This window comes from Candidatus Baltobacteraceae bacterium, assembly GCA_035502855.1.
Lineage (GTDB): Bacteria > Vulcanimicrobiota > Vulcanimicrobiia > Vulcanimicrobiales > Vulcanimicrobiaceae > Aquilonibacter.
Window position 1 is genome coordinate 42,449 of sequence record DATJTX010000003.1, and the last position, 18,646, is coordinate 61,094.

The 18,646-nt window shown below is 62.9% G+C and carries 15 protein-coding genes; 10 read left to right on the plus strand and 5 right to left on the minus strand.

Annotation, left to right across the window (positions count from 1 at the left end; genetic code table 11):
- Positions 1-3: 3 nt before the first annotated feature.
- Positions 4-1,998, minus strand: coding sequence for a S9 family peptidase (locus VMF11_00660; protein HTU68802.1), 1,995 nt, complete (start codon positions 1,996-1,998; stop codon positions 4-6).
- Positions 1,999-2,210: 212 nt separating this feature from the next.
- Between VMF11_00660 and VMF11_00665 the strand changes: the two genes are divergently transcribed.
- Positions 2,211-4,760: a hypothetical protein gene (locus VMF11_00665; protein HTU68803.1), complete on the plus strand. Its 2,550-nt coding sequence runs from the start codon at positions 2,211-2,213 to the stop codon at positions 4,758-4,760.
- A 1-nt stretch (position 4,761) separates the two neighbouring features.
- Here the strand turns inward: VMF11_00665 and VMF11_00670 are convergent, their stop codons facing one another.
- Entirely contained in the window at positions 4,762-5,532 is a 771-nt protein-coding gene (locus VMF11_00670; protein HTU68804.1) for a hypothetical protein, read from the minus strand.
- Between the two features lie 120 nt (positions 5,533-5,652).
- On the opposite strand from VMF11_00670, the gene VMF11_00675 reads away from it, so the two are divergent.
- Positions 5,653-6,096 carry an HU family DNA-binding protein gene (locus tag VMF11_00675; protein ID HTU68805.1) on the plus strand — a complete coding sequence of 148 codons (444 nt, stop codon included), beginning with the start codon at positions 5,653-5,655 and terminating at the stop codon, positions 6,094-6,096.
- 48 nt (positions 6,097-6,144) lie between these two features.
- Here VMF11_00675 and VMF11_00680 read toward each other — a convergent pair whose 3' ends face one another.
- Positions 6,145-6,714: a type 1 glutamine amidotransferase domain-containing protein gene (locus VMF11_00680; GenBank protein ID HTU68806.1), complete on the minus strand. Its 570-nt coding sequence runs from the start codon at positions 6,712-6,714 to the stop codon at positions 6,145-6,147.
- Between the two features lie 57 nt (positions 6,715-6,771).
- On the opposite strand from VMF11_00680, the gene aroC reads away from it, so the two are divergent.
- From aroC to VMF11_00710, 6 genes are all read left to right on the plus strand, one after another.
- Positions 6,772-7,935: a chorismate synthase gene (gene aroC / locus VMF11_00685; GenBank protein HTU68807.1), complete on the plus strand. Its 1,164-nt coding sequence runs from the start codon at positions 6,772-6,774 to the stop codon at positions 7,933-7,935.
- Positions 7,932-8,456 carry a shikimate kinase gene (locus VMF11_00690; GenBank protein HTU68808.1) on the plus strand — a complete coding sequence of 175 codons (525 nt, stop codon included), beginning with the start codon at positions 7,932-7,934 and terminating at the stop codon, positions 8,454-8,456. Before aroC ends, VMF11_00690 begins: the two co-directional genes overlap by 4 nt.
- Positions 8,426-9,529 carry a 3-dehydroquinate synthase family protein gene (locus VMF11_00695; GenBank protein ID HTU68809.1) on the plus strand — a complete coding sequence of 368 codons (1,104 nt, stop codon included), beginning with the start codon at positions 8,426-8,428 and terminating at the stop codon, positions 9,527-9,529. The genes VMF11_00690 and VMF11_00695 overlap by 31 nt, the downstream gene beginning before the upstream one ends.
- Positions 9,530-9,532: 3 nt before the next feature.
- Complete coding sequence (priA, locus tag VMF11_00700; GenBank protein HTU68810.1) at positions 9,533-11,920, plus strand: primosomal protein N'; 2,388 nt, start codon at positions 9,533-9,535, stop codon at positions 11,918-11,920.
- Positions 11,921-12,160: 240 nt separating this feature from the next.
- A complete protein-coding gene (locus tag VMF11_00705; GenBank protein ID HTU68811.1) occupies positions 12,161-12,475 on the plus strand; it encodes a hypothetical protein in 315 nt (104 codons plus the stop codon).
- An 803-nt stretch (positions 12,476-13,278) separates the two neighbouring features.
- The gene (locus tag VMF11_00710; protein ID HTU68812.1) at positions 13,279-14,292 is read left to right on the plus strand and encodes a hypothetical protein; all 1,014 of its coding nucleotides are present in this window, start codon (positions 13,279-13,281) and stop codon (positions 14,290-14,292) included.
- A 20-nt stretch (positions 14,293-14,312) separates the two neighbouring features.
- Here the strand turns inward: VMF11_00710 and VMF11_00715 are convergent, their stop codons facing one another.
- Together VMF11_00715 and VMF11_00720 are read right to left on the minus strand one after the other, a co-directional pair.
- Positions 14,313-14,975 carry a GntR family transcriptional regulator gene (locus tag VMF11_00715; protein HTU68813.1) on the minus strand — a complete coding sequence of 221 codons (663 nt, stop codon included), beginning with the start codon at positions 14,973-14,975 and terminating at the stop codon, positions 14,313-14,315.
- Entirely contained in the window at positions 14,972-15,913 is a 942-nt protein-coding gene (locus VMF11_00720; GenBank protein HTU68814.1) for an alpha/beta hydrolase, read from the minus strand. The genes VMF11_00715 and VMF11_00720 overlap by 4 nt, the downstream gene beginning before the upstream one ends.
- Before the next feature lie 59 nt (positions 15,914-15,972).
- On the opposite strand from VMF11_00720, the gene VMF11_00725 reads away from it, so the two are divergent.
- Both VMF11_00725 and VMF11_00730 read left to right on the plus strand, forming a co-directional pair.
- Positions 15,973-17,352 (plus strand): serine hydrolase domain-containing protein, encoded by a 1,380-nt coding sequence (locus VMF11_00725; protein HTU68815.1) that lies wholly within the window; start codon positions 15,973-15,975, stop codon positions 17,350-17,352.
- Complete coding sequence (locus VMF11_00730) at positions 17,349-18,626, plus strand: carbon-nitrogen hydrolase family protein (GenBank protein ID HTU68816.1); 1,278 nt, start codon at positions 17,349-17,351, stop codon at positions 18,624-18,626. The genes VMF11_00725 and VMF11_00730 overlap by 4 nt, the downstream gene beginning before the upstream one ends.
- The last annotated feature ends 20 nt before the right edge of the window (positions 18,627-18,646 follow it).

Sequence of the window (18,646 nt, forward strand, 5' to 3'; positions counted from 1 at the left end):
AGTTTATCTCATGTGCCGTTCGACCCAATCGAGCGTCACGCGGTCGTAGCCTTCGGTGCGAACCGGATCGTTCGGATGATGCTTGGCCGTCGGGATCGCGATGAAGCGCACCGGCACGCCCTCGTCGTGCAGCGCGTGATACAACTCGTATGATTCGGAGACCGGCACCTGTTCGTCGGCGGTTCCCGAGATGATCAGCGTCGGGGTGACGATCTGGTGCACGTACGTGATCGGTGATCCTGAACGATAGAGCGGGGCGACGCGCGGGTTCCACGGCGAGCCGCCGAGCGAATCGCGCGTCCAGGCAAGATTGCCGGTTCCCGAGAGATTGTATTCCTCGACCCAGTCCACCATGCCGTCGCCCACGACGGCCGAGCGCCAATGGTGCCAGTGGCCGATGATCCACGTGGTCATGTAGCCGCCGTAGGAGTGACCGGTCACCGCCTCGCGCGAGGTGTCGATCATCCCCGTTTTCTCGAGCGCAGCGACGCCGGCCATCACGTCGTTGCCCGGGCCTTCGCCCGGATCTTTGTAGATCGCGTGTTCGTGCGCGTTGCCCAGATTGTCGCTGCCGCGGTAATTCGGCTCGAACACGAAGTAGCCGAGCCCGGCGAAAAGTTGGCGCAGCGGCTCGAACGCGAGCGAGGTGAATGCCTCGGGTCCACCGTGGATGCGCAGCACCAGCGGATATTTCTTCCCCGCAACGTAGCCGACCGGATACGTCAAAATGCCGTCGCTGCGCGTGCCGTCGGCCGCTCTCCACGTGATTTCTTCGCTCTTGCCGTAGGCGAAGAGATTGAAGCGCGGGTTGAGATTCGTAAGGCGGCGCACCGTCGCCCCGGCCGCGGGAAGAAGATAGACTTCCGACGGTTGTGCGGTCGTGCTCGCGACGAACGCGATTGCGCCGTTCTTTGCGATGCTGAACTCCGACGGATTGAGCGCGCCAAGCGGAAGCCGCGCCGCCCGGCCGGTGGGGCCTTGCGCGTAGAGCGCGGTTTGCGGCCCGTCGGACACGAGCATCAACAAGCGATTGCCGGGTAGCCAGCCGACGTCGGTCACGTCGCGATTGAGTGCGGGCGTGGCGTCGCGGTTCGAATTCGCGTTGCCGATAAAGACGTCGAGCACGCTGATCGGTCCGGGACCGTGCGGGTAGAGATACGCGATGTCGTTCGCGCGCGGCGCGTAGACGGGTTGATATTCGTATTGCGTACGCTTATCGAGTTTGGTCACCGTGCCGCTCGCCACGTCGACCATCGCGATCGAGGTGCGATCGGAGTCCGAATCATCGGCGTTGGATTGCATCGTGAACACGATCGATTTGCCGTTGGCCGACCACGACGGATCGGTTGCCGTGCCGACGAACGGCGGCGCCGCCTCGAGCACGCCCCAGGAGCCTTCGGTCAAACGGCGATCGCTGCTGCCGTCGGATTGCGCGATCCAAAGATGTGAGGGTCGCGGTTGGTACGTGGTGAGAAAGCCGTCGTCGTGCACGCTCCAGAGGTCGTCGTGACGAGCAGCGGCAGCCGGATCGGCCGGCCCGTCTGCGGTGACGTACGCGATCAGTGTGCCGGCGGGATTCCACGCGTACTGCTCCACGTCGCGCTTCGCGCGCGTGACTTGCACGGGCTTCGTGCCGTTTGCCGACACGGTATACACCTGCGCGACGTCGTGATCGTCGTCGGCGAGGTACGCAATGCGATCGCCGGAAGGCGACCATTGCGGGTCGTCCAATCCTTTGAGCACGCCGGTCAGCATCGCGGTCGCGCCACCGGCACTCGAGACCTCCATCAACCGTTTCTCGTATCTATCGTGCTTGTAGTCGCCGTACGATGCGATAAAGACGACCTTTGTGCCGTCGGAACTGATGTTCACGTGCGAAACACCGACCAAGGAACGTAGGCCCGCTAAGGTCAGCGGCGGCGCTGCAGCGCGCGCAGCAAGCGCATGGGGCACGAGAAAGACACATGCCAAAAGCGGCATCAGCGCGAGTTTCTTCATTAGCGGGTTCCTTCGCGGCACGGGCCTGGGGGCATTTTTGGCGCGAACGGTTCTTCGATAGTCCTGCTGGACTATTGCGTCGGCGCAAGGATTCGCGCATGCTCTAATAACCAGGGTTATCGCGCCTTCACGAGGCGTGCATACTTGGCATCCTTAGCGGCTGGGGGACGCACTGAAAGAGGTGTTTCATGCGGAGTGTATTGCTTTTCTCTTTGGCGACCGCCCTGGTGCTGGCCGCGCCCACGCCCGTGGGGGCAGCCGAACTATGCGGTCAACTCACAGCAGCCATCCATTCCACCAGCAACGTTCGGTCGTCGACAAGCACACTAGCGACCGACGACAGCACGATAATCCTGACCGTAAGCGCGCCCGTAAACGAGGCGGATCACTGGAAGACCGATCTCGACGACACGAGCATTGTGAGGAGGCTCGCGACCAGGAGAGATCCCAAGGCTGACGAGGACCGCATCGACGTGCACTATGCGTACCAGTCCGGAACGATCACGCTTCTTAAGTTAGGGAGGCCGGTCTGCCGGAGCCGCCTCGCGTTTCTTTCTCTACCGCGTCCCGGACTGAGGCGACTGGTTGTCGAGCTGCTTCAGGGGGCAGCGTGGGACCCGGTTTTCATCGGCGACGTCGCACTCGACGATAATTTCTCATTGTCACGCGCGTTCGTCTCGCGCGATGCAGAGCATCTCTATCTGACCGGCTATCTGACGCTGCATAACCTTCAGAGCCAGACGCTGGTGACACTGGATGGCTCGGGTTCGGGAAAAACGTATTCGCTTTCACTTGAAAAGCGAGCGGTTAGCCGTTCGCCATGGTTCGTCGCTATAAAGACGTCGAATCTGTTCTTCCACCAGCCGTGGTGGCTAACATTAGATGGCTTCGAATGTCGCAGCAATTCGTCCGTTGACCTGTTCAATACTGTTGACTTCCAATGCGGCTCTGGCACGTCGTATATGTTGCACGTGCCGAGGCAAGCTATCTTAAGCCTATCCTTGGGAGGGAACGGAGCCGGTGGCACGGCGGTCCCAATGTCGCTTAGAGCAGATTACGTAACGTTCGCAAGCAAGGTCTCTGCGAGCAGCACCCAAACGGCACAGGTCTCGCAGAGTGGTGGTGCTGCAGCAGGCCTACAGCTGCCGCGACTCTACGTATGCGGCGATTCACTAACGCTTGATGCAGATACGAGACAGCTGGATATTGGGAACGGAATGGTGTCCGAAGCCAAGATGTGCCCCAAAGGCGCGGCCCAGGCCCTTACGGGCGTTGCCTTCAATCAACACGCCTCGAGTTGGCTCATGAACGTAACGTTCAAACCGTCGCCGTGGCCGACGCGATCGCCAGCTCCATCTGAGTCGCCGTCGCCGTCGCCAAGCGCAGCACTTGGCGTTGCGGAGATAACGCTGAGCAGCGCAACGCTAACGTACGCGGAGAAGCCGATCACAGCGCCATCGCCCTCGGCAACGCCGGCGCCCCCCGTCTCCGGCATCGAGGGCACGTTGAGTATGAGTGTTTTCAGCCAGAACGACTTCTCTTTTGCGTTCAAGGGCGCTACAGCCACCGAAGCGACGGACCCCCTTAATCCTGCGACGTGGGAGTACTCGTTTAATAGCGCAGAGTTCGCGCCGGCTAGCACGAATCAGAAGTTTTTTGGCCACCCAGCCGCCTCGTGCTACACTGCCTCTGGAAGTCTCCTCCCTGGGGTGCCATCGCCGCCGCCTCCCCCGGCGGACTCTGATAAGCTTACGCCTAGGTGCCTCGCACTGCACATCGACGACGAGACGTCGAATGACGACCTTGCGTATGCATTTTTCTCCATCGGCGACCGCGGAACCAAAGGCGATCAGTCGAAGCGATTTTACATCGACGAAGTATCGGTTGTGCTGCCTGCTCCCTCGCCGAGCCCTTCAGCCGGTGCGGCGGCAACGCCGCTCCCCGCAAAGCCCGCGAGTCAATCCAACGAAACAACAACCGGACAGAACTTTCTCGCGCTGCTGACCGCGCTCAACGCATCGCAGACCCCGGCCAGGGAAGCGGGGAATCCGTTTCGTTTTCGTTTCGGTGCAGGCGAGATGGTCGTAACGCGCATGGATCTCGCCCTGGCGTCGCCGCCGCCGCCAACGCCGTCGCCAACGCCGATGCCGAAGGGCGCGACGCCCGCGCCGTCCCCGCCAAGCTTTGTGGGTTACGGCGGGTTCGCCGACCTCGTAAGCCCGCAGCAATTGACTGCGCTTTCCTGCAACGACCTCTATCTAACGGGAACGCTGACGATCTCGGACATCAGCATCGGGACCGCGAGCGTCGATTCTTCAGGGCTGACGCCGCGCGTCGGATTTGGAAGGACGTGTCGAATCGTCGCGTTCAACGGTATGTTACCCATCCAGATCACACCCCAGTCCAGCATGATAATCACGTCCTTTGCCTACGCGCAGTCACAAGACACGGTCGACGGTCAATCCAGGGATGTGTTCTATCTCAACGTCGGCGGCTCTTACACGTCCGGAAATGTCACGGTTATCTTCAACCAGGTAGGATTTAGAACGACGCATCTATTGACCGAGGGCGGGGACCCTCATTGCTTCAATGACAACATGGAGTACGAGATTCACCGTGGGTCAGGACTCTGCGTAATAATGGACGTCAATAAGAAGGGGACGTTATACGCGACCGGCGCCAACAACCTCAGCACGATTACGGCGGCTATCTCCGGCGCAGTGTCGTCCATATTCGCCTATCTTTTGGGACATGCGCACTAGCCTATAGGTCGACTTCGATTGGCCCGTCGATTGTGATCGGGCCGGTGACCGTGATCAGACCGGGGTTGTCAATAAGCCCCCCGATATCGTTCGAGAACGGTCCGTAACTAATGCTGTCGATGTCGACCGGGCCTTCAAGCGTTATCGGTCCCTCGAACAAAATCGATTCGTTCCCGTGGCTCATAACGAACCGGATCGCATTCGAAATCGTAATAGTGCCCTCGATGTGAGGTGCGGAAAAGATGTGCGCGCCGGCGGCTGCTCCTGGAACATCGATCGGTCCGGGAATTGCGAACCCTTTCATGACGAAGGGCCCAGTGTCCAGATAATAGCGAGAATTCCCGTACCTCTGCTCGAAGTTTCCGGGGTCAATGCGTGGGATTCTGACGGCGCCCGCGGACGTGATCGCGCGGATCGAGAAGCGGCGTACGTCCGCTGCTATCCGTAATGGCCGACCTTCAATCTTGGCGATGGTCACGGGCCCGTCGATTAGTGGGCTCCCATTGATCACGAACGGATTGTATGGCTTGTTGACGAGAGCGCCGGACCTTAAGCGAATCGGTCCGTACAAGGTTCCGCCATTTGCGTAGGCATTCAGGTCATCGGCGGTCAGGAGCGTTATGGCTACGCTTGTGATGAGCGCATCAGCGATATCCTCCGCCATATCCGGATTGTGCCATTGATCCTGCGCGGCCAAGGGTTGGCTCGGGGCGACCGTTGCGTACGCAAGAGTCACACTGAAAATAACGCAGGAGATAAGTTGCTTTCTCACAGGCCGCCCTCCAGGGGACGCGTTTTGTCAGCCCATCCGGCGAATGACTTTTCGCGGCGCGGGCCCCGGAGCATTTTCGGAAGGGCCCAATTCCACAAGGGAAATGGGGGTTTTTCGATAATGCGCTTGGTCAATTACTGCCCACGTTTCCGAAAGGACAGCATGACCAAGAACGAGTTAGCTCGTGAGCTCGCCGAAGAGATGGATGTCCCGCGTCGCCAGGTCGTCGACCTGATTGAAGCGATGCTGGAGAAGATCACCGACGTGCTCAAGTCGGGCGATAAGGTTCAACTCACCCCCTTCGGCCAGTTCAAAGTTCGGGACCGCGCGGCCCGCATCGCGCGCAATCCGAAGACGGGCGAGCCGATCAAAGTCCCGGCCAAGCGCGTGCTGAAATTCATTGCCGGACGCACGTTGAAGGAAGCCGTCGGCACCGCCCGGCGCGGCGGCGCCGCGAAGAAGTCGTCGGCCAAAAAGTCGACGGCCAAAAAATCGGCGGCCAAAAAGGCTCCGGCTCGGAAGGCTGCCGCCAAAAAGAGCCCGGCTCGCAAAAAAGGCCGCTAATCCCCGAGAAATCAGGGCCGCCCGATCGGGCGGCTCTTTTTCATGTCGCTAGCGCTGAACCGCCTTGGCGACCGGGCGGTGGCCCGCAAAACACGCGATCGCGGCGATGTTGAAGGCCGGAATATCATCCGGTTTGCGGCTCGTCACCAGCGCGTTGTCGTCCACCACCATGCGGTCGACCCAGTTGCCGCCGGCGTTGCGAATATCGGTCTGCAGCGACGGCCACGAGGTGAGCGTGCGGTCGCGTACGGCGTTTGCTTCCACCAGCATCCAGGGCGCGTGACAGATCGCGGCGATCGCCTTGCCGGCGTCCACGAATCCGCGCACGAATTCGACCGCCTGCGGATTGGTCCGTAACGTGTCGGCGTTGATCACGCCGCCGGGAAGCAGCAGGCCGTCGAAATCGCCCGCGTGGGCTTGCGAAAGCGGCATGTCGACCGCGAACGTATCGCCCGGCGTGTGCTGATTCCAGCCCCGTACCTCGGGGCTTTGCGGCGAGATCAAGATGGTCTGCGCGCCGGCTTCATTCAAGGCTTCACGCGGTTTGGTCATCTCGACTTGTTCGAACGCGTCGTCCACCAGGATGGCGATGCGCAGTCCGGCGAGTTCTTGCAACATGATGCTCGCATGGTACCCGCAGGAGGCGCGTGCACCACAACCCGCCAAGAGAGCGCTGTGTTCCGCTATCTCACGGCGGGCGAATCGCATGGACCGGCGCTCGTCGGAATCCTCGACGGGCTGCCCGCGCATCTCCGGCTCGACGTCGAACGCATCAACCAAACCCTGGCTCGCCGCCAGGGCGGTTACGGCCGCGGCCAACGCATGAAAATCGAGCGTGACGAGGTCGAATTTCTGGCCGGTGTCCGCGGCAGCGAAACGTTGGGCTCCCCGATTGCGGTGATCGTGCGCAACCGCGATTACGAGAACGTGCGCGCGCTGATGGATCCGATCACCGGCGCCGGCAAGCAGCTCACCAATCCGCGACCCGGCCACGCCGATTACGCCGGCGCGCTTAAATATCGCCAGCGCGATCTGCGCAACGTGCTCGAGCGCGCGAGCGCGCGCGAAACCGCGATGCGCGTCTGCCTCGGCGCGATCTGCGCGCAATTCCTCGAGACGCTCGGCATCCGCACGCGCAGTTACGTGCATCAAATCGGCAGTGTGGTCTCGCCCGAGTTGGAGGATTTTTCCCAGGACGACGTCGAGGCGAGCGACGTGCGCAATCCCGATCCGGCCACGCAAGCCAAGATGATCGCGGCGATCGACGCGGCCAAGGCCGCGGGCGATACGCTGGGCGGCGTGTTCGTGGTGCGGGTCGACGGTCTGCCGGTCGGCATCGGCAGCAATCGTCAACCCGAAACCCGGCTCGACGGCGTGCTGGCGGGTGCGCTCATGGGCATGCAGACCGTGAAGGCGGTGGAAGTCGGGCTCGGCGCCGATGTCGCGTCGCGCCCGGGTTCGCAAGCGCACGACACGTTCGGGCTGGAAAGCGGCGAGGTGGTGCGCGGGAGCAACCGCGCCGGCGGTATCGAGGGCGGCATGAGCAACGGGCAGCCGATCGTGCTGCGCATTTCGGTGAAGCCGATTCCCACGTTGATGAAAGCGCTGCCGTCGGTGAATTTGCACCAGCAAACCGACGCGCCGGCGACGATCGTGCGCAGCGACGTGTGCGTGGTGCCGGCGGCGGGCATCGTGGGCGAAGCGATGGTGCGCCTCGCGCTGGTGGCGCCGGTGCTCGAAAAATACGGCGGCGATTCGATCGAAGAAACGCGCGATAATCTGCGGCGCGCGAACGAGGCGGCGGCAGCGCTCTTCGCGCCGGCGCCGGAGAGTGTGTGAAGCAGCACATCGCGCTGGTCGGCTTCATGGCGTCGGGAAAATCGACGATCGGCAAGCGCCTCGCGCGTAAGCTCAAATGTGCCTTTTTCGATACCGACGATATCGTGGTGAAGCAGCACGGCGCGATCTCCGACATTTTTTACAGCGAGGGCGAGGACGCGTTTCGCAACTATGAGCACGACGCCATCGCATCGGTGGTGAGCGAGGGCGAGGCGGGTGTCTTGGCCTGCGGCGGCGGCGCGCTCAGTTACGAGCCCTCGGCCAAGCTGCTGAAGAAACGCGCCTATCGCATCTTCATCAAAGTCACGCCCGAGCAAGTGCTGGAGCGCCTGCGCAAGAGCCGCACCGTCCGGCCTCTGCTCGGACCAACGCCATCGCTTGCGCGGATCAAGCATCTCTACACCAAACGGATGCCGCAGTACGCGCATGCGGATTGCGTCATTGAAGCCGACGGCATGAGCTCCGCTCAAGTCGTCGAGGCGATCGTCGAGTGGCTGCACAAGAAGAAAATCGAGATCTAGCCTCGGACTTCATCGTCAATACCGACCTGCGCTATCCCATTTGCGTGGGCGAGGACGTGCGCGCGCCGCTCGGCTCGTTCATCGAGCATCGCGGGCAGCGTTTCATGATACTCAGCGACGCGCATCGCGACGTGGTGCGGGTCGCGCTTGATATCGACAAACTGCCCGGCTCGCTCGGCATGCTCGCCTTCGCGCTGGGCGAGAGCCGCAAACGGCTCTCGACGGTCGAAATGGTGCACGATGCGCTTCTCGAGTTGGGCGTAGCGCGCGACACGCTGATCATCGGCGTAGGCGGCGGCGTTGCAAGCGATCTCTTCGGCTTCTGCGCCGCAACCTATATGCGCGGGGTGCCCTATGTACATGTCGCGACCACGCTGGTCGCGATGGTCGATGCCGCGGTTGGCGGGAAGACGGGCGTCGACGTGCGCGCGGGCAAGAACATCGTCGGCAGCTTCACCGACCCGGTGGCGGTGTTCGCACACACGGGCGCGTTGCAGACGCTGGAGTATCGTCACCTGCGTGAAGGCTTGGCGGAAGTGGTGAAGGCCGCAATAATCGAGGGCGATGCATTCTTCGAATCGATCGAGGCGCTCGCGCCGCACGCATTTTGGCGCTGGCCGTGGCTCGAAGTGGTCGCCGAGGCGATCAAGGTGAAGACGATGATCGTCGCCGACGACCGCCAGGAAGCGGGGATCCGCGAACTGCTCAACCTGGGTCACACGTTCGGGCATGCGTTGGAAACGGCCAGCGGCTATCGCGTTTCGCATGGCGTCGGCGTAGCGTTGGGTTTGCGCGCGGCTGGCCTGCTCGCAATGCGAACCGGCCGCTTTTCGGAGGAAGAACATCTTCGCATCCTCGCGACCATGGCGCTGCTGGGCATGCCGCTGAGCACCTCGGTCGGCGTCGAAGCCACGCTCGCGGCAATGGCGAGCGATAAGAAGAAGCGCGGAGGTAAGCTGCGTTTCGTGCTGCCGCGTGCGATCGGTGACGTGGAATACGGCATCGAGGTGCCCGAGCGCACGGTGCGCAGCGTGCTCGCGCAGCTTCGCCGTTCGCCCGAATCGTTCGGCTGACGCATGCCCCGCGTGGTGGATGCGCTCGCGACGATTCGCTCGTCGCGCTTCGATTTGCCGCTCACCTATGATGCGGGCGCGTTCGAGTTAGCGGTGGGCGAGGTGGTTCGCGTGCCGCTCGGCAATCGCGAGGTGCTGGCCTACGTCGTCACCGCTCCCTACGAGGCGCCGCCGGATTCCAAACGCAAGGCGGTGCTCGAACGGCTCGACGTGCCGCGTGCGTTCGACGAGGACGGTTTGCATCTCGCGCTCTTCGTCGCGGAATACTACGTGTGCACGCTCGGCGAAGCGCTCTCGGCCGCGGTGCTTGCCGGCGCGCTGCCGCGCACGATCGATAGCTTCGTGCGCACGGTCGCGCAGCCGAGTCCGCGGCGCTACCCGTCGGTTCCGGCGCGGCTCGTGCGATTGATTTGGGAAGAGCTCGGCGACGGCTTCGCGCTCGAAACGCTGCTGCGTCATCCGGACGCGCGCCGCGCCGGTGACCGCGGCGCCCTGCTGCGGCACCTGCAAACGCTCGTGCGCAGCGGCGAACTGCGGCGCGAGCGGCGCTTCGTGCAGCCCAAGACCAGTGCATACCGCATGCGCGTGCTCTATCCGGGCGATGCGCCGATTCGCGGGAGTAAAGCGCGGGCGCTGGCGGTGTTCGTGCGCGAGCAGCCCGGTGTGCCGCGCGCCGATGCGCTGCTGGCGGGATTCTCCAACGCGGTGATCGCGCGCGCGGTCAAAGCCGGCGCGCTCGAGGAGCGCGAGGTGGAACCGGCACGCGCGCGTTCGTTCAAGGCGCTGGGCGATGCGCCGTTCCCGCCGACGCCCGAACAAGCTGTCGCACTGGAACGCGTCGGGTCGGCGCTCGATACGCGCGCATTTCGCGAGCTGCTGCTCTTCGGGGTGACCGGCAGCGGCAAGACCTACGTCTACGTCGAGGCGATCAAACGCGTCGTGCGCGAGGGCGGGCGCGCAATCGTGCTCGTGCCCGAGATTTCGCTCACCCCCCAGACGGCGCGGCGCTTTGAGGAGAGCTTTGGCGATCGCGTTGCGGTGCTGCACTCGGCGCTCTCCGAGCGCGAGCGCTTCGATGCGTGGCAAGCCTGCGCGCGCGGCGAGATCGACATCGTGGTCGGGGCGCGCAGCGCGATCTACGCGCCGCTGCGCGATGTGCGGCTGTGCGTGGTCGACGAGGCACACGAGACCTCGTACAAGCAGGAGACGGTGCCGCGCTATCATGCGGTCACCGTCGCGCGCGAGCGGATGCGCGCCGCGAACGGCGTGCTGGTGCTCGGCAGTGCGACGCCGCCGCTCGAGAGCTACGAAGCTGCGCTGCGCGGCAAGATCGAGTTGGTCGCGCTGCGCGTACGCGCGAGCGCGCAGCCGATGCCGCACGTGCATATCGTCGACTTGGCCAAGGAATTCGAATCCGGCAACCGCCGGATCTTCTCGACCATGCTTGCGGAGGCACTCGGCGAGCGGATCGAACGCGGCGAGAAGTGCGTGCTCTTCGTCAACCGGCGCGGGAGCGGCGGCTTCGTGCTCTGCCGTAATTGCGGTCACGTGCCGCATTGCCCGCGCTGCGACGTCTCGCTCTCCGCACATCGCAGCGAAGGTCTCCTCCGCTGTCACTACTGCGACTTTCAGATGCCGCTGCCGCGTGTGTGCCCGCAGTGCGGGCTCGAAACGATTCGCGAGTTCGGCGTGGGCACGGAACGGGTGGCAGAAGAAGTGGCACGGCTTTTTCCGGATGCTCGGGTGGTGCGGATGGATTCGGATACGACGACGCGCATCGGCGATCACGCGCGCCTCCTCACGGAGTTCGGCGAGCGCGGCGACGTGCTGGTCGGCACGCAGATGGTCGCCAAGGGCCTTGACTTCCCGACGGTTACATTGGTCGGTGTCGTAGCCGCCGACGTCGGTTTGCACATTCCTGATTTCCGCGCCGCGGAGCGCACGTTCGATCTGATCGCGCAGGTCTGCGGGCGCAGCGGGCGCGCGAGCGTGGGCGAGGCGATCGTGCAGACCTACGCGCCGGAGCATCCGGCGATCGTCTACGCCGCAGAGCACGACTACGAGGGGTTCGCGCGCGGCGAACTCGAGCAGCGGCGCGAACTGCGCTACCCGCCGTTCTCGCGGCTCGTCTATTTCGGCGTCATCGGGCGCGGCCGTAAAGCCGCGCAGAGCGCGGGGGCGCGCTATGCGGAGATCTTGCGCGCCGCGAATATCGGCGAGGTGCTCGGGCCGGCGCCGTACGCGATCGCGCGCGTCAACAACGAGTGGCGCTTCCGCATTGCGGTGAAGACGCGAACACCAAAGCCGCTCCGCGCAGCCATACGAGAGAAGCTCGTGCCCCTCGCTCGCGCCGACCGCGCGACGCGCCTGGCAATCAATGTCGATCCTTAAGGAACGCACAATGAAGAACGGGCGCTATTCCCAGTAGCAAACCAGAAAATTGCCGCTGGTAATGAACTCGTGCTTGAAAGGGCGGGCAGCGACGGCAACGATCAGTACTAATCCAGGATGGGCTGAATACGAGCCTGGATTATTCCTATTGAGTGATTGTTTGTGAGCGGAGCCTGGGCGCGCTACTGCGCCCGCTCGCTGGCTCGGTTGGGAGGATGCTCGGTGGCGCGTAGGGTGCTCATGTTTGCCATAGTTGCGCTGGTCGTGTTCTTCCTATGGGGACTTGCAACGCAGGCTGGGTTACAGCGGCGTCAGGATGCTTTCATAGGCCGGCTGCAACAAGGGCAGAGTGTGACCGACGTAAGGCGAATAGCGTTTGCGATGGGCATACCGATCGGCGGCGTTGAGGGAGCATCGGCGAACACTTTGACGGCCGAGGTAGGACAGACATGGAGACTCTTCACGCCGTGTAGCGATGCCTATTACGTGCGCCTAACCTTTGAGAGCGACAAGCTCGCGGCGTGGAGTGAGTACGACGGCCAAGTTTGCATGTAGGGAACCGGACTCCCTTGCGCGCGTCGCGCCTTGCGATCAACGCGGCTCCATAAAGCGGGATGGTCCCAAGGCGGAACCTGCCACAATTGAAATCGGAGGTTAGCAGTCGATCGAAAAAATACGATTCTCGTGTGCGATCGGTTCGGCGGCGCTTGCGGTTGCTGTTTCGTTCGCTCCGTGGATCCTGATGCTCTCGCTCTACAACCGAGTGCCTCCGGAGAGTTTTTATGGCTTGACATTTATGGCGGGGGTCCCGTCGATAATCCTAGCAGGGCCCCTGGCCCTTGCTTTTATCGCGCTCTTGGGAGCAAGGCTCTCGGGCGAAATGAAACAGCGGGTTTACTGGATACTTAGTTCGCCAGCGATTGCGTTCCAATCCATCTATCTCTCCAGCTCCCTATTACCATTTATCGCTTTCGGTGTGGTTATGGGCAATCTCGTAGCGGCGGTGTTTTGGACCGCCACTTACTGGGCGCTTTTCCGGGTCGCGCCGATCTCCCCAGTCGATTGGGGATCGAGTGACGAGTGAGACACTCCGGCCGTGCGGCGCGCTTTGCGGTCCATGTTTTCCCGTGCGCTGCTATTCGCGTGAAAGCGCAGCGGCTCGTCTGCGCCGGCCACGCGACGCGGTTCGCGATCAACGTCGATCCTTAGCGCGGTCATATCGGTCTGCATGTGACGGAGCGGAACCCCCGTGTCGCGCGCACCGCCATGATCGCTACGGGCTAGGTGCGGCGAAGGTTCGCCTCCGCAAAAAACGTAACAGCGTTGGAGATGTTGCGGTGGAAAGAAGAAGCCGCCCTTTGAAAGGCATTTTGAGTCTCTCTTCGCTCCTGTTTGCTGCCGCCGTGGGTTTGGGGGCAGGTACCGCTGGCGGAGCACGGACCTATGCAGCACGAGCGCCGCAGGCGGTCGTCGCAAGGGACGCGATAAGGGCCGCCACGGTTCGCTCGGAAACCTTGGACCAGTCGTCACAACTCGTGGTCGGGACACCCGTGCAGACGGAGCAGACGCCGGTACTCATGCTCTCGTGCGGCTTGCGATTCGGCAAGCCCCCTGGCTCTCCGAATCAGACGGTTACGTATTCATTCTCGGTGTACAACCAGGAGCCGAAGAAGCTGCGATACGTGGCTGTTACCGATCGTTTTGACCGCGGAAATTTCCAAGGCGGATTCATCTTCAATTTGAATGCCCACGAATTTCGTCGCGTCGCGTTCACCCGTTCGAGCGAAGATGACGCTGGCGTTGCGGTGTTGCTGGCAGCGCGGCCGACGTTCTACCTTTGCGGTACCGGACCGGACCAGGGCGCCGATGGAACAGTCTACCCTTTCGCGTCGATGTCCCTCACCAACAACACGTTCCTCCTATCGACAAAGCCGGGTGACAAGAACGGCGTGCCCATCTCGCCTTTCGCAACGATGCAAACGATCAGGTTTTCAGGAAAGGCTTCCGCCGTCATCGGCATCCCAATTCAGCCTCTCGCGTTAAAGGAATGGCCGTCATTCAGGACCGGCGTTCCGGGTATCAATCTCTTGCCGGTCGTGGTCACGGCCTGCAGTGTCACGATGCCCACGCATGCCGGCCATCGAGCGCCTGAAGTCTCGTTTTCCTTGTACAATCAGACGCCGCGCGTCGTGCCGTCTGCGCAACTCAGCGTCGCCGTATCGGGAAGGGGTGAAATCGCACGAGTCTATGGACTGAGGGCGTACGAATACCGAACCGCGGCGTTTCCCGCCGACGAGAGGCTTGAGTCTGCACTTTGGGCCCGCGGGGTCAAAGTTATGGGATGTCGTGCGTCCGTGCCAGCCGACCCGTAGGTTCTCGACGCGGCTTGCGATCAGCGTCGAGTCTTCACCGCCGGAGTCTTACCCTTAGGGTTCGTCGGCGTTGAGATGGGAATGCGCTCGCTCAGCCGGCCAATGTGCTTGTAGAGTAGCTCGGCTGCGCGTTTGACGTCGCGTTTCTTCGTGAGATCGAGGAGCGCGCCGTGTTCCGCGTTGACTTCGTCGAGGTCATGCTTGAGTTCGAAGTATCGCTCGCCGATGCGGTGCAAGCGTTCGACCAGACTCAACGTCAGCGGTGCGCCAGAGGCGTGATAGAGCGCCTCGTGAAAGGCCCAGTTGTGGGCCGAGTAGGAACCGCCTCGCCGGTTCGAAGTGAGCGCTGCCAGCGCTTTTCTCGATCGTGCGAAATCCTCATCCGTCATCTTCGGGATCGCCTGCGTGAGAAGTTCGACTTCGAGCAATTGGCGCAAGCGGATGATCTCTTCGAGTTCGCGCTGCGAGAGCTGCGAAACGACGGCCCCGCGGCGTGATTCGATCGAAACCAAGCCCTCCGCGTTGAGCCGCCGCAGCGCTTCCCGGACGGGGATGTGGCTCGCACTGAACTGCTCGGCGATTTCCGCCTGCCGAAGCCGTTCGCCGGGCCGCAATTTCCCGGAAAGAATCCTTTCGCGAAGGCCTTCAGCGATGCGGTCCTCGATCGTCGCGTGCACGCTCATATCGGCGTGCTCTCGCTGATGACGCGACGCACGGCCTGAACCACCGCGTCCGGACGATCGAGCTGGATGTCGTGCCCGGCGCCGGGGACGTGCTCGTTGACGCCGCGGACCGAGAGGCGAGCCTGTTCGTCGTGCATCGCGCTCCATGCGCGTTGCGCCGCGGCAACCTGAGCATCGCTCGCGCCCAGCAGCCGCTGATAGCGCTTGAATTGCGCGCCTCCGGTCAATACGATGAGCGGAAAATCATAGGGTGCCCGATGTGCGTGTTCGAGCTCGGAAAGATCGGCGTTGTGTGTATTCTGAAGTTCCGATAGAGCGTCGGCCCACGCCGGCGCGCTGACGGCACGGCCGTTCTGCGGTGGGCACAAGCGCGGCGCGTCTTCGCACGTTCGCAGCATCGTGATCTGGAGCGCGTCGAAACGCCGCAGTCGCGGCAAGAGCGCATTCAAGCGGGCATCCTGGTGTTCGTCGGAGGGATCAACGAGAACCATGCCGCGCACCTGGGCAGGGTACCTGTCCGCGTACAACCGCATGTCGTAACCGCCCATCGAATGACCGACGAGGATGTAAGGCGCTGCGATCCCCGCCCGTTCCAGGAGTGTGTGAAGATCGGAAACGATAGCGCTGGTCGTGCGCGGGAGAGGGCCCGGATCGCTAAATCCGGCGCCGGCGCGATCGTAGGAGCATACGCGGGTAAATGTTGCGATCCGCGGCTGCACGTAACGCCATGAGCGCGTCGAACCGCCGCCTCCGGCATCGAGAATAACCGGCGGCGACCCGCGACCGGTGCAATAGATGTTCATGCGTCGCCCGGCGCCGACGTCGATCAATCGTTGCGGATGCGCGTATACGTCCGAAGCTCGGGCCGGTCCGGTCAAGAGCAGTGCGGCCGCAGCACATTGGGCGAACACCTTTGCGACGTCAACTTGCCCGGGCATCGGCAAATAGTATATAATATATTATTGTCAGTGTCAAATTCCGGAGGCTCGGTCCTCGCATGACGTTTGGGCGACGCGCGTGGTTAGCGGTGATCGTCATCGCGGTTTTTCTCGGCGAATCGATCGGTGCCGCTCGCGGAAGCACCGGGTCGTTCATACGTGCGGACGATCGCGCCGCACTTCGTTCGCTGCTGCCGAGCGGCACCGGTGCCGTCATCGTGCTGGGCTATCTCGCGCCCGACGGAACCCGCTCCTACGACGTCATTACGCCGCCATCGGGAACCGCGTCCGGGATCGGGCCGCACAGTCTCTTCGAGGTCGGATCGATAACGAAGACGTTCACCGCGATCGCGCTCGCGCACATGGTGCGCGCGGGAGCGATCGCGCTTTCGAGCCCCATCCAAACCTATCTCCCGGCGGGCGTGAGGGCGCCCACGTTCGACGGAGAGCAGATAACGGTGCAAGATCTTGCGGATCACCATTCCGGCTTGCCGCGCATGCCGCCGGGATTGGTGTTTGCCAGGCCCGGCGCCCTTGCCGATTACACTTCGGCGCAGTCGTACGCCGCACTCGCCGCCTACAAGCTGACGCGGGCGCCGGGTTCGCAGTACGAATACTCGAATTGGGGCGTCGGGCTGCTCGGGCAACTGCTCGCTACGCGCGCCGGGACTTCCTACGCGCATCTCGTGGAAAGGGCGATCATCGACCCACTGCGCTTGCGCGACACGTCGGTGCCTGCGCCGAACGCCACCGCCGGCGACATCGTAGCCGGCTACGATGCCGATGGAAATCCGCAGCCATACATGACGTGGAACGGCTCGCTCGCGGGCGCCGGGGCGATTCGTTCGTCGGTGAGCGATCTGCTGACGCTCGGATCCGCGTGCCTGCCCGGAGCGGGTACACCGATATCCGGCGACTGTGCCTTTGCAATTGAGCCGCGCGCCGATGCGGGAAAGCAAAAGGCACGGGTCGGGCTCGTGTGGGAAACGCAGGACCAGGATAAACTCGTTTGGCACAACGGCGACACGCTGGGATATCATGGGTTCTTGGGAATCGACCCGGTCCATCACACCGTACTTGCGATGCTCTCGAACGTCAGCGTCTTCATGGATTACACGGCGTTGCACGTTCTCGATCCGTCCTTTCCCGTTCCGCGCACACCGCCGCCGCTCGTCTTACCGGCGGCGAAGCTCGCCGCCTATGAAGGACGCTATCGGCTTGCCGACGGCAGCCATTCGGCAATCATCGTCGAGGAAGATGCGCAGGGGCTTCGCATGAGAGACGGCCGCGGGCAGCATTTTGCGCTCACAGCCATCGCCCCCGACACATTTAGAACGCGTGAGAACGAGACGCTGACCTTTTGCACGCGAGCCGATGGGAGCGTGTATGCGGTCGTAACCGATCAATACGGAAAGATCGACGTAGCGACGCGCTCGTGAGCCGCACACTGCGCGTAGGGGCCCTGCAATTGCCGGCGCACGATCGCGACCGATTCGCCGAGGTCTGGCCCGATATCGTCGCTTCCGTGTATGCCGCGGCGCGTTCGGGCGTAGAGCTGCTCGTCTTGCCCGAGGGAACGGTGCCGTCGTACGTAGTCGGCTTCGATGCATACGATCCGAGCGAGACCGACGCCGCCGTGCACGAGCTGTGCGACGTCGCACGGACCTGCGCGATCGTCATCGTCGCGGGCGTTGTGCGGCGTGAAGGTGGAACGCTCAGGAACAGCGCGGTCGTCGTTGACGCCGATGGCACGATCGCCGGCGTTGCGGACAAGCATTTCCTGTGGGGGTTTGACCGGCAGTGGTTTTCGCCCGGCGAAGGCTTTGCGCCGATCCCTACGCGAGTCGGACGCATCGGTGCACTCGTCTGTGCCGATGGGCGGATTCCGACGATCGCCCGGGCCCTGGTCGAACGCGGGGCCGACCTGCTCGCGATGCCGACGGCGTGGGTGACGAGCGGCCGAGATCCGGCGAACTTGGAGAATCCACTCGCCGACGTTTTAGCCCGCACGCGTGCGCGCGAGAACGGGACGCCGATCGTATGCGCGGATAAGTGCGGCGCCGAGCTTGGATGCGTCGCCTACGCCGGGAAGAGTCAAATCGTCGACGCGGCAGGTACCGTGCTCGCGATCGCGTCGCAGCAGAGACCGGAATTCATTCAGGCGGAGATCGAGCTTTCAACGACGCCGCGGATATTTGCGCGCGTCGACGATCTCCAACCCAGGGTAGCTACGCCGGTTTCCGACAGTTTTCGCATCGCCTTCGCGGCCGCGCGCGAAATACGGGCGCATGACGAGCGATTGACGATCGTCGAGGCGCAGGCCCTGATCGCTCCGGCGACCGGAATCGATGAGCTTCACAAGCTCGTACCCGCGGTTTGCGTCGACGACGAGAAGATGATCGATCCGGCGTTTCTCGTGCGATACCGCTGCAGCGGATATCAACTCGTCCTCTGGCGGGCATCATGCGATGCGCAATGGCAAGAGCTGTTCGCGCGCGCCAGGGCGACCGAGCTTCGGTTGTTCGTCGTGGTGCTGGGAGGAGAGCGCGCCTTCGCGGTCGATCCCGACGGCGCGGTCGTCGCCGGAACATTCGACGGTTACGAAATAGCGACGTTTTATTTTGAAGGGACCCGGACCATGCGAACGCTCGTGGCGCCCGGGACCGACATTCTCGATGAGTTTCGCGGCGTTGCGCGGCTGCTCGAACGATAACGGAGGAGCTGCCGGATGGT

Coding starts and splice junctions, on each gene's coding strand:
- VMF11_00725 (HTU68815.1), top strand. CDS start 15,973: ATGACGTTTGGGCGACGCGCGTGGTTAGCGGTGATCGTCATCGCGGTT.
- VMF11_00705 (HTU68811.1), top strand. CDS start 12,161: ATGTTTGCCATAGTTGCGCTGGTCGTGTTCTTCCTATGGGGACTTGCA.
- VMF11_00660 (HTU68802.1), bottom strand. CDS start 1,998: ATGAAGAAACTCGCGCTGATGCCGCTTTTGGCATGTGTCTTTCTCGTG.
- VMF11_00715 (HTU68813.1), bottom strand. CDS start 14,975: ATGAGCGTGCACGCGACGATCGAGGACCGCATCGCTGAAGGCCTTCGC.
- VMF11_00720 (HTU68814.1), bottom strand. CDS start 15,913: ATGCCCGGGCAAGTTGACGTCGCAAAGGTGTTCGCCCAATGTGCTGCG.
- priA (HTU68810.1), top strand. CDS start 9,533: ATGCCCCGCGTGGTGGATGCGCTCGCGACGATTCGCTCGTCGCGCTTC.
- VMF11_00675 (HTU68805.1), top strand. CDS start 5,653: ATGCGCTTGGTCAATTACTGCCCACGTTTCCGAAAGGACAGCATGACC.
- VMF11_00680 (HTU68806.1), bottom strand. CDS start 6,714: ATGTTGCAAGAACTCGCCGGACTGCGCATCGCCATCCTGGTGGACGAC.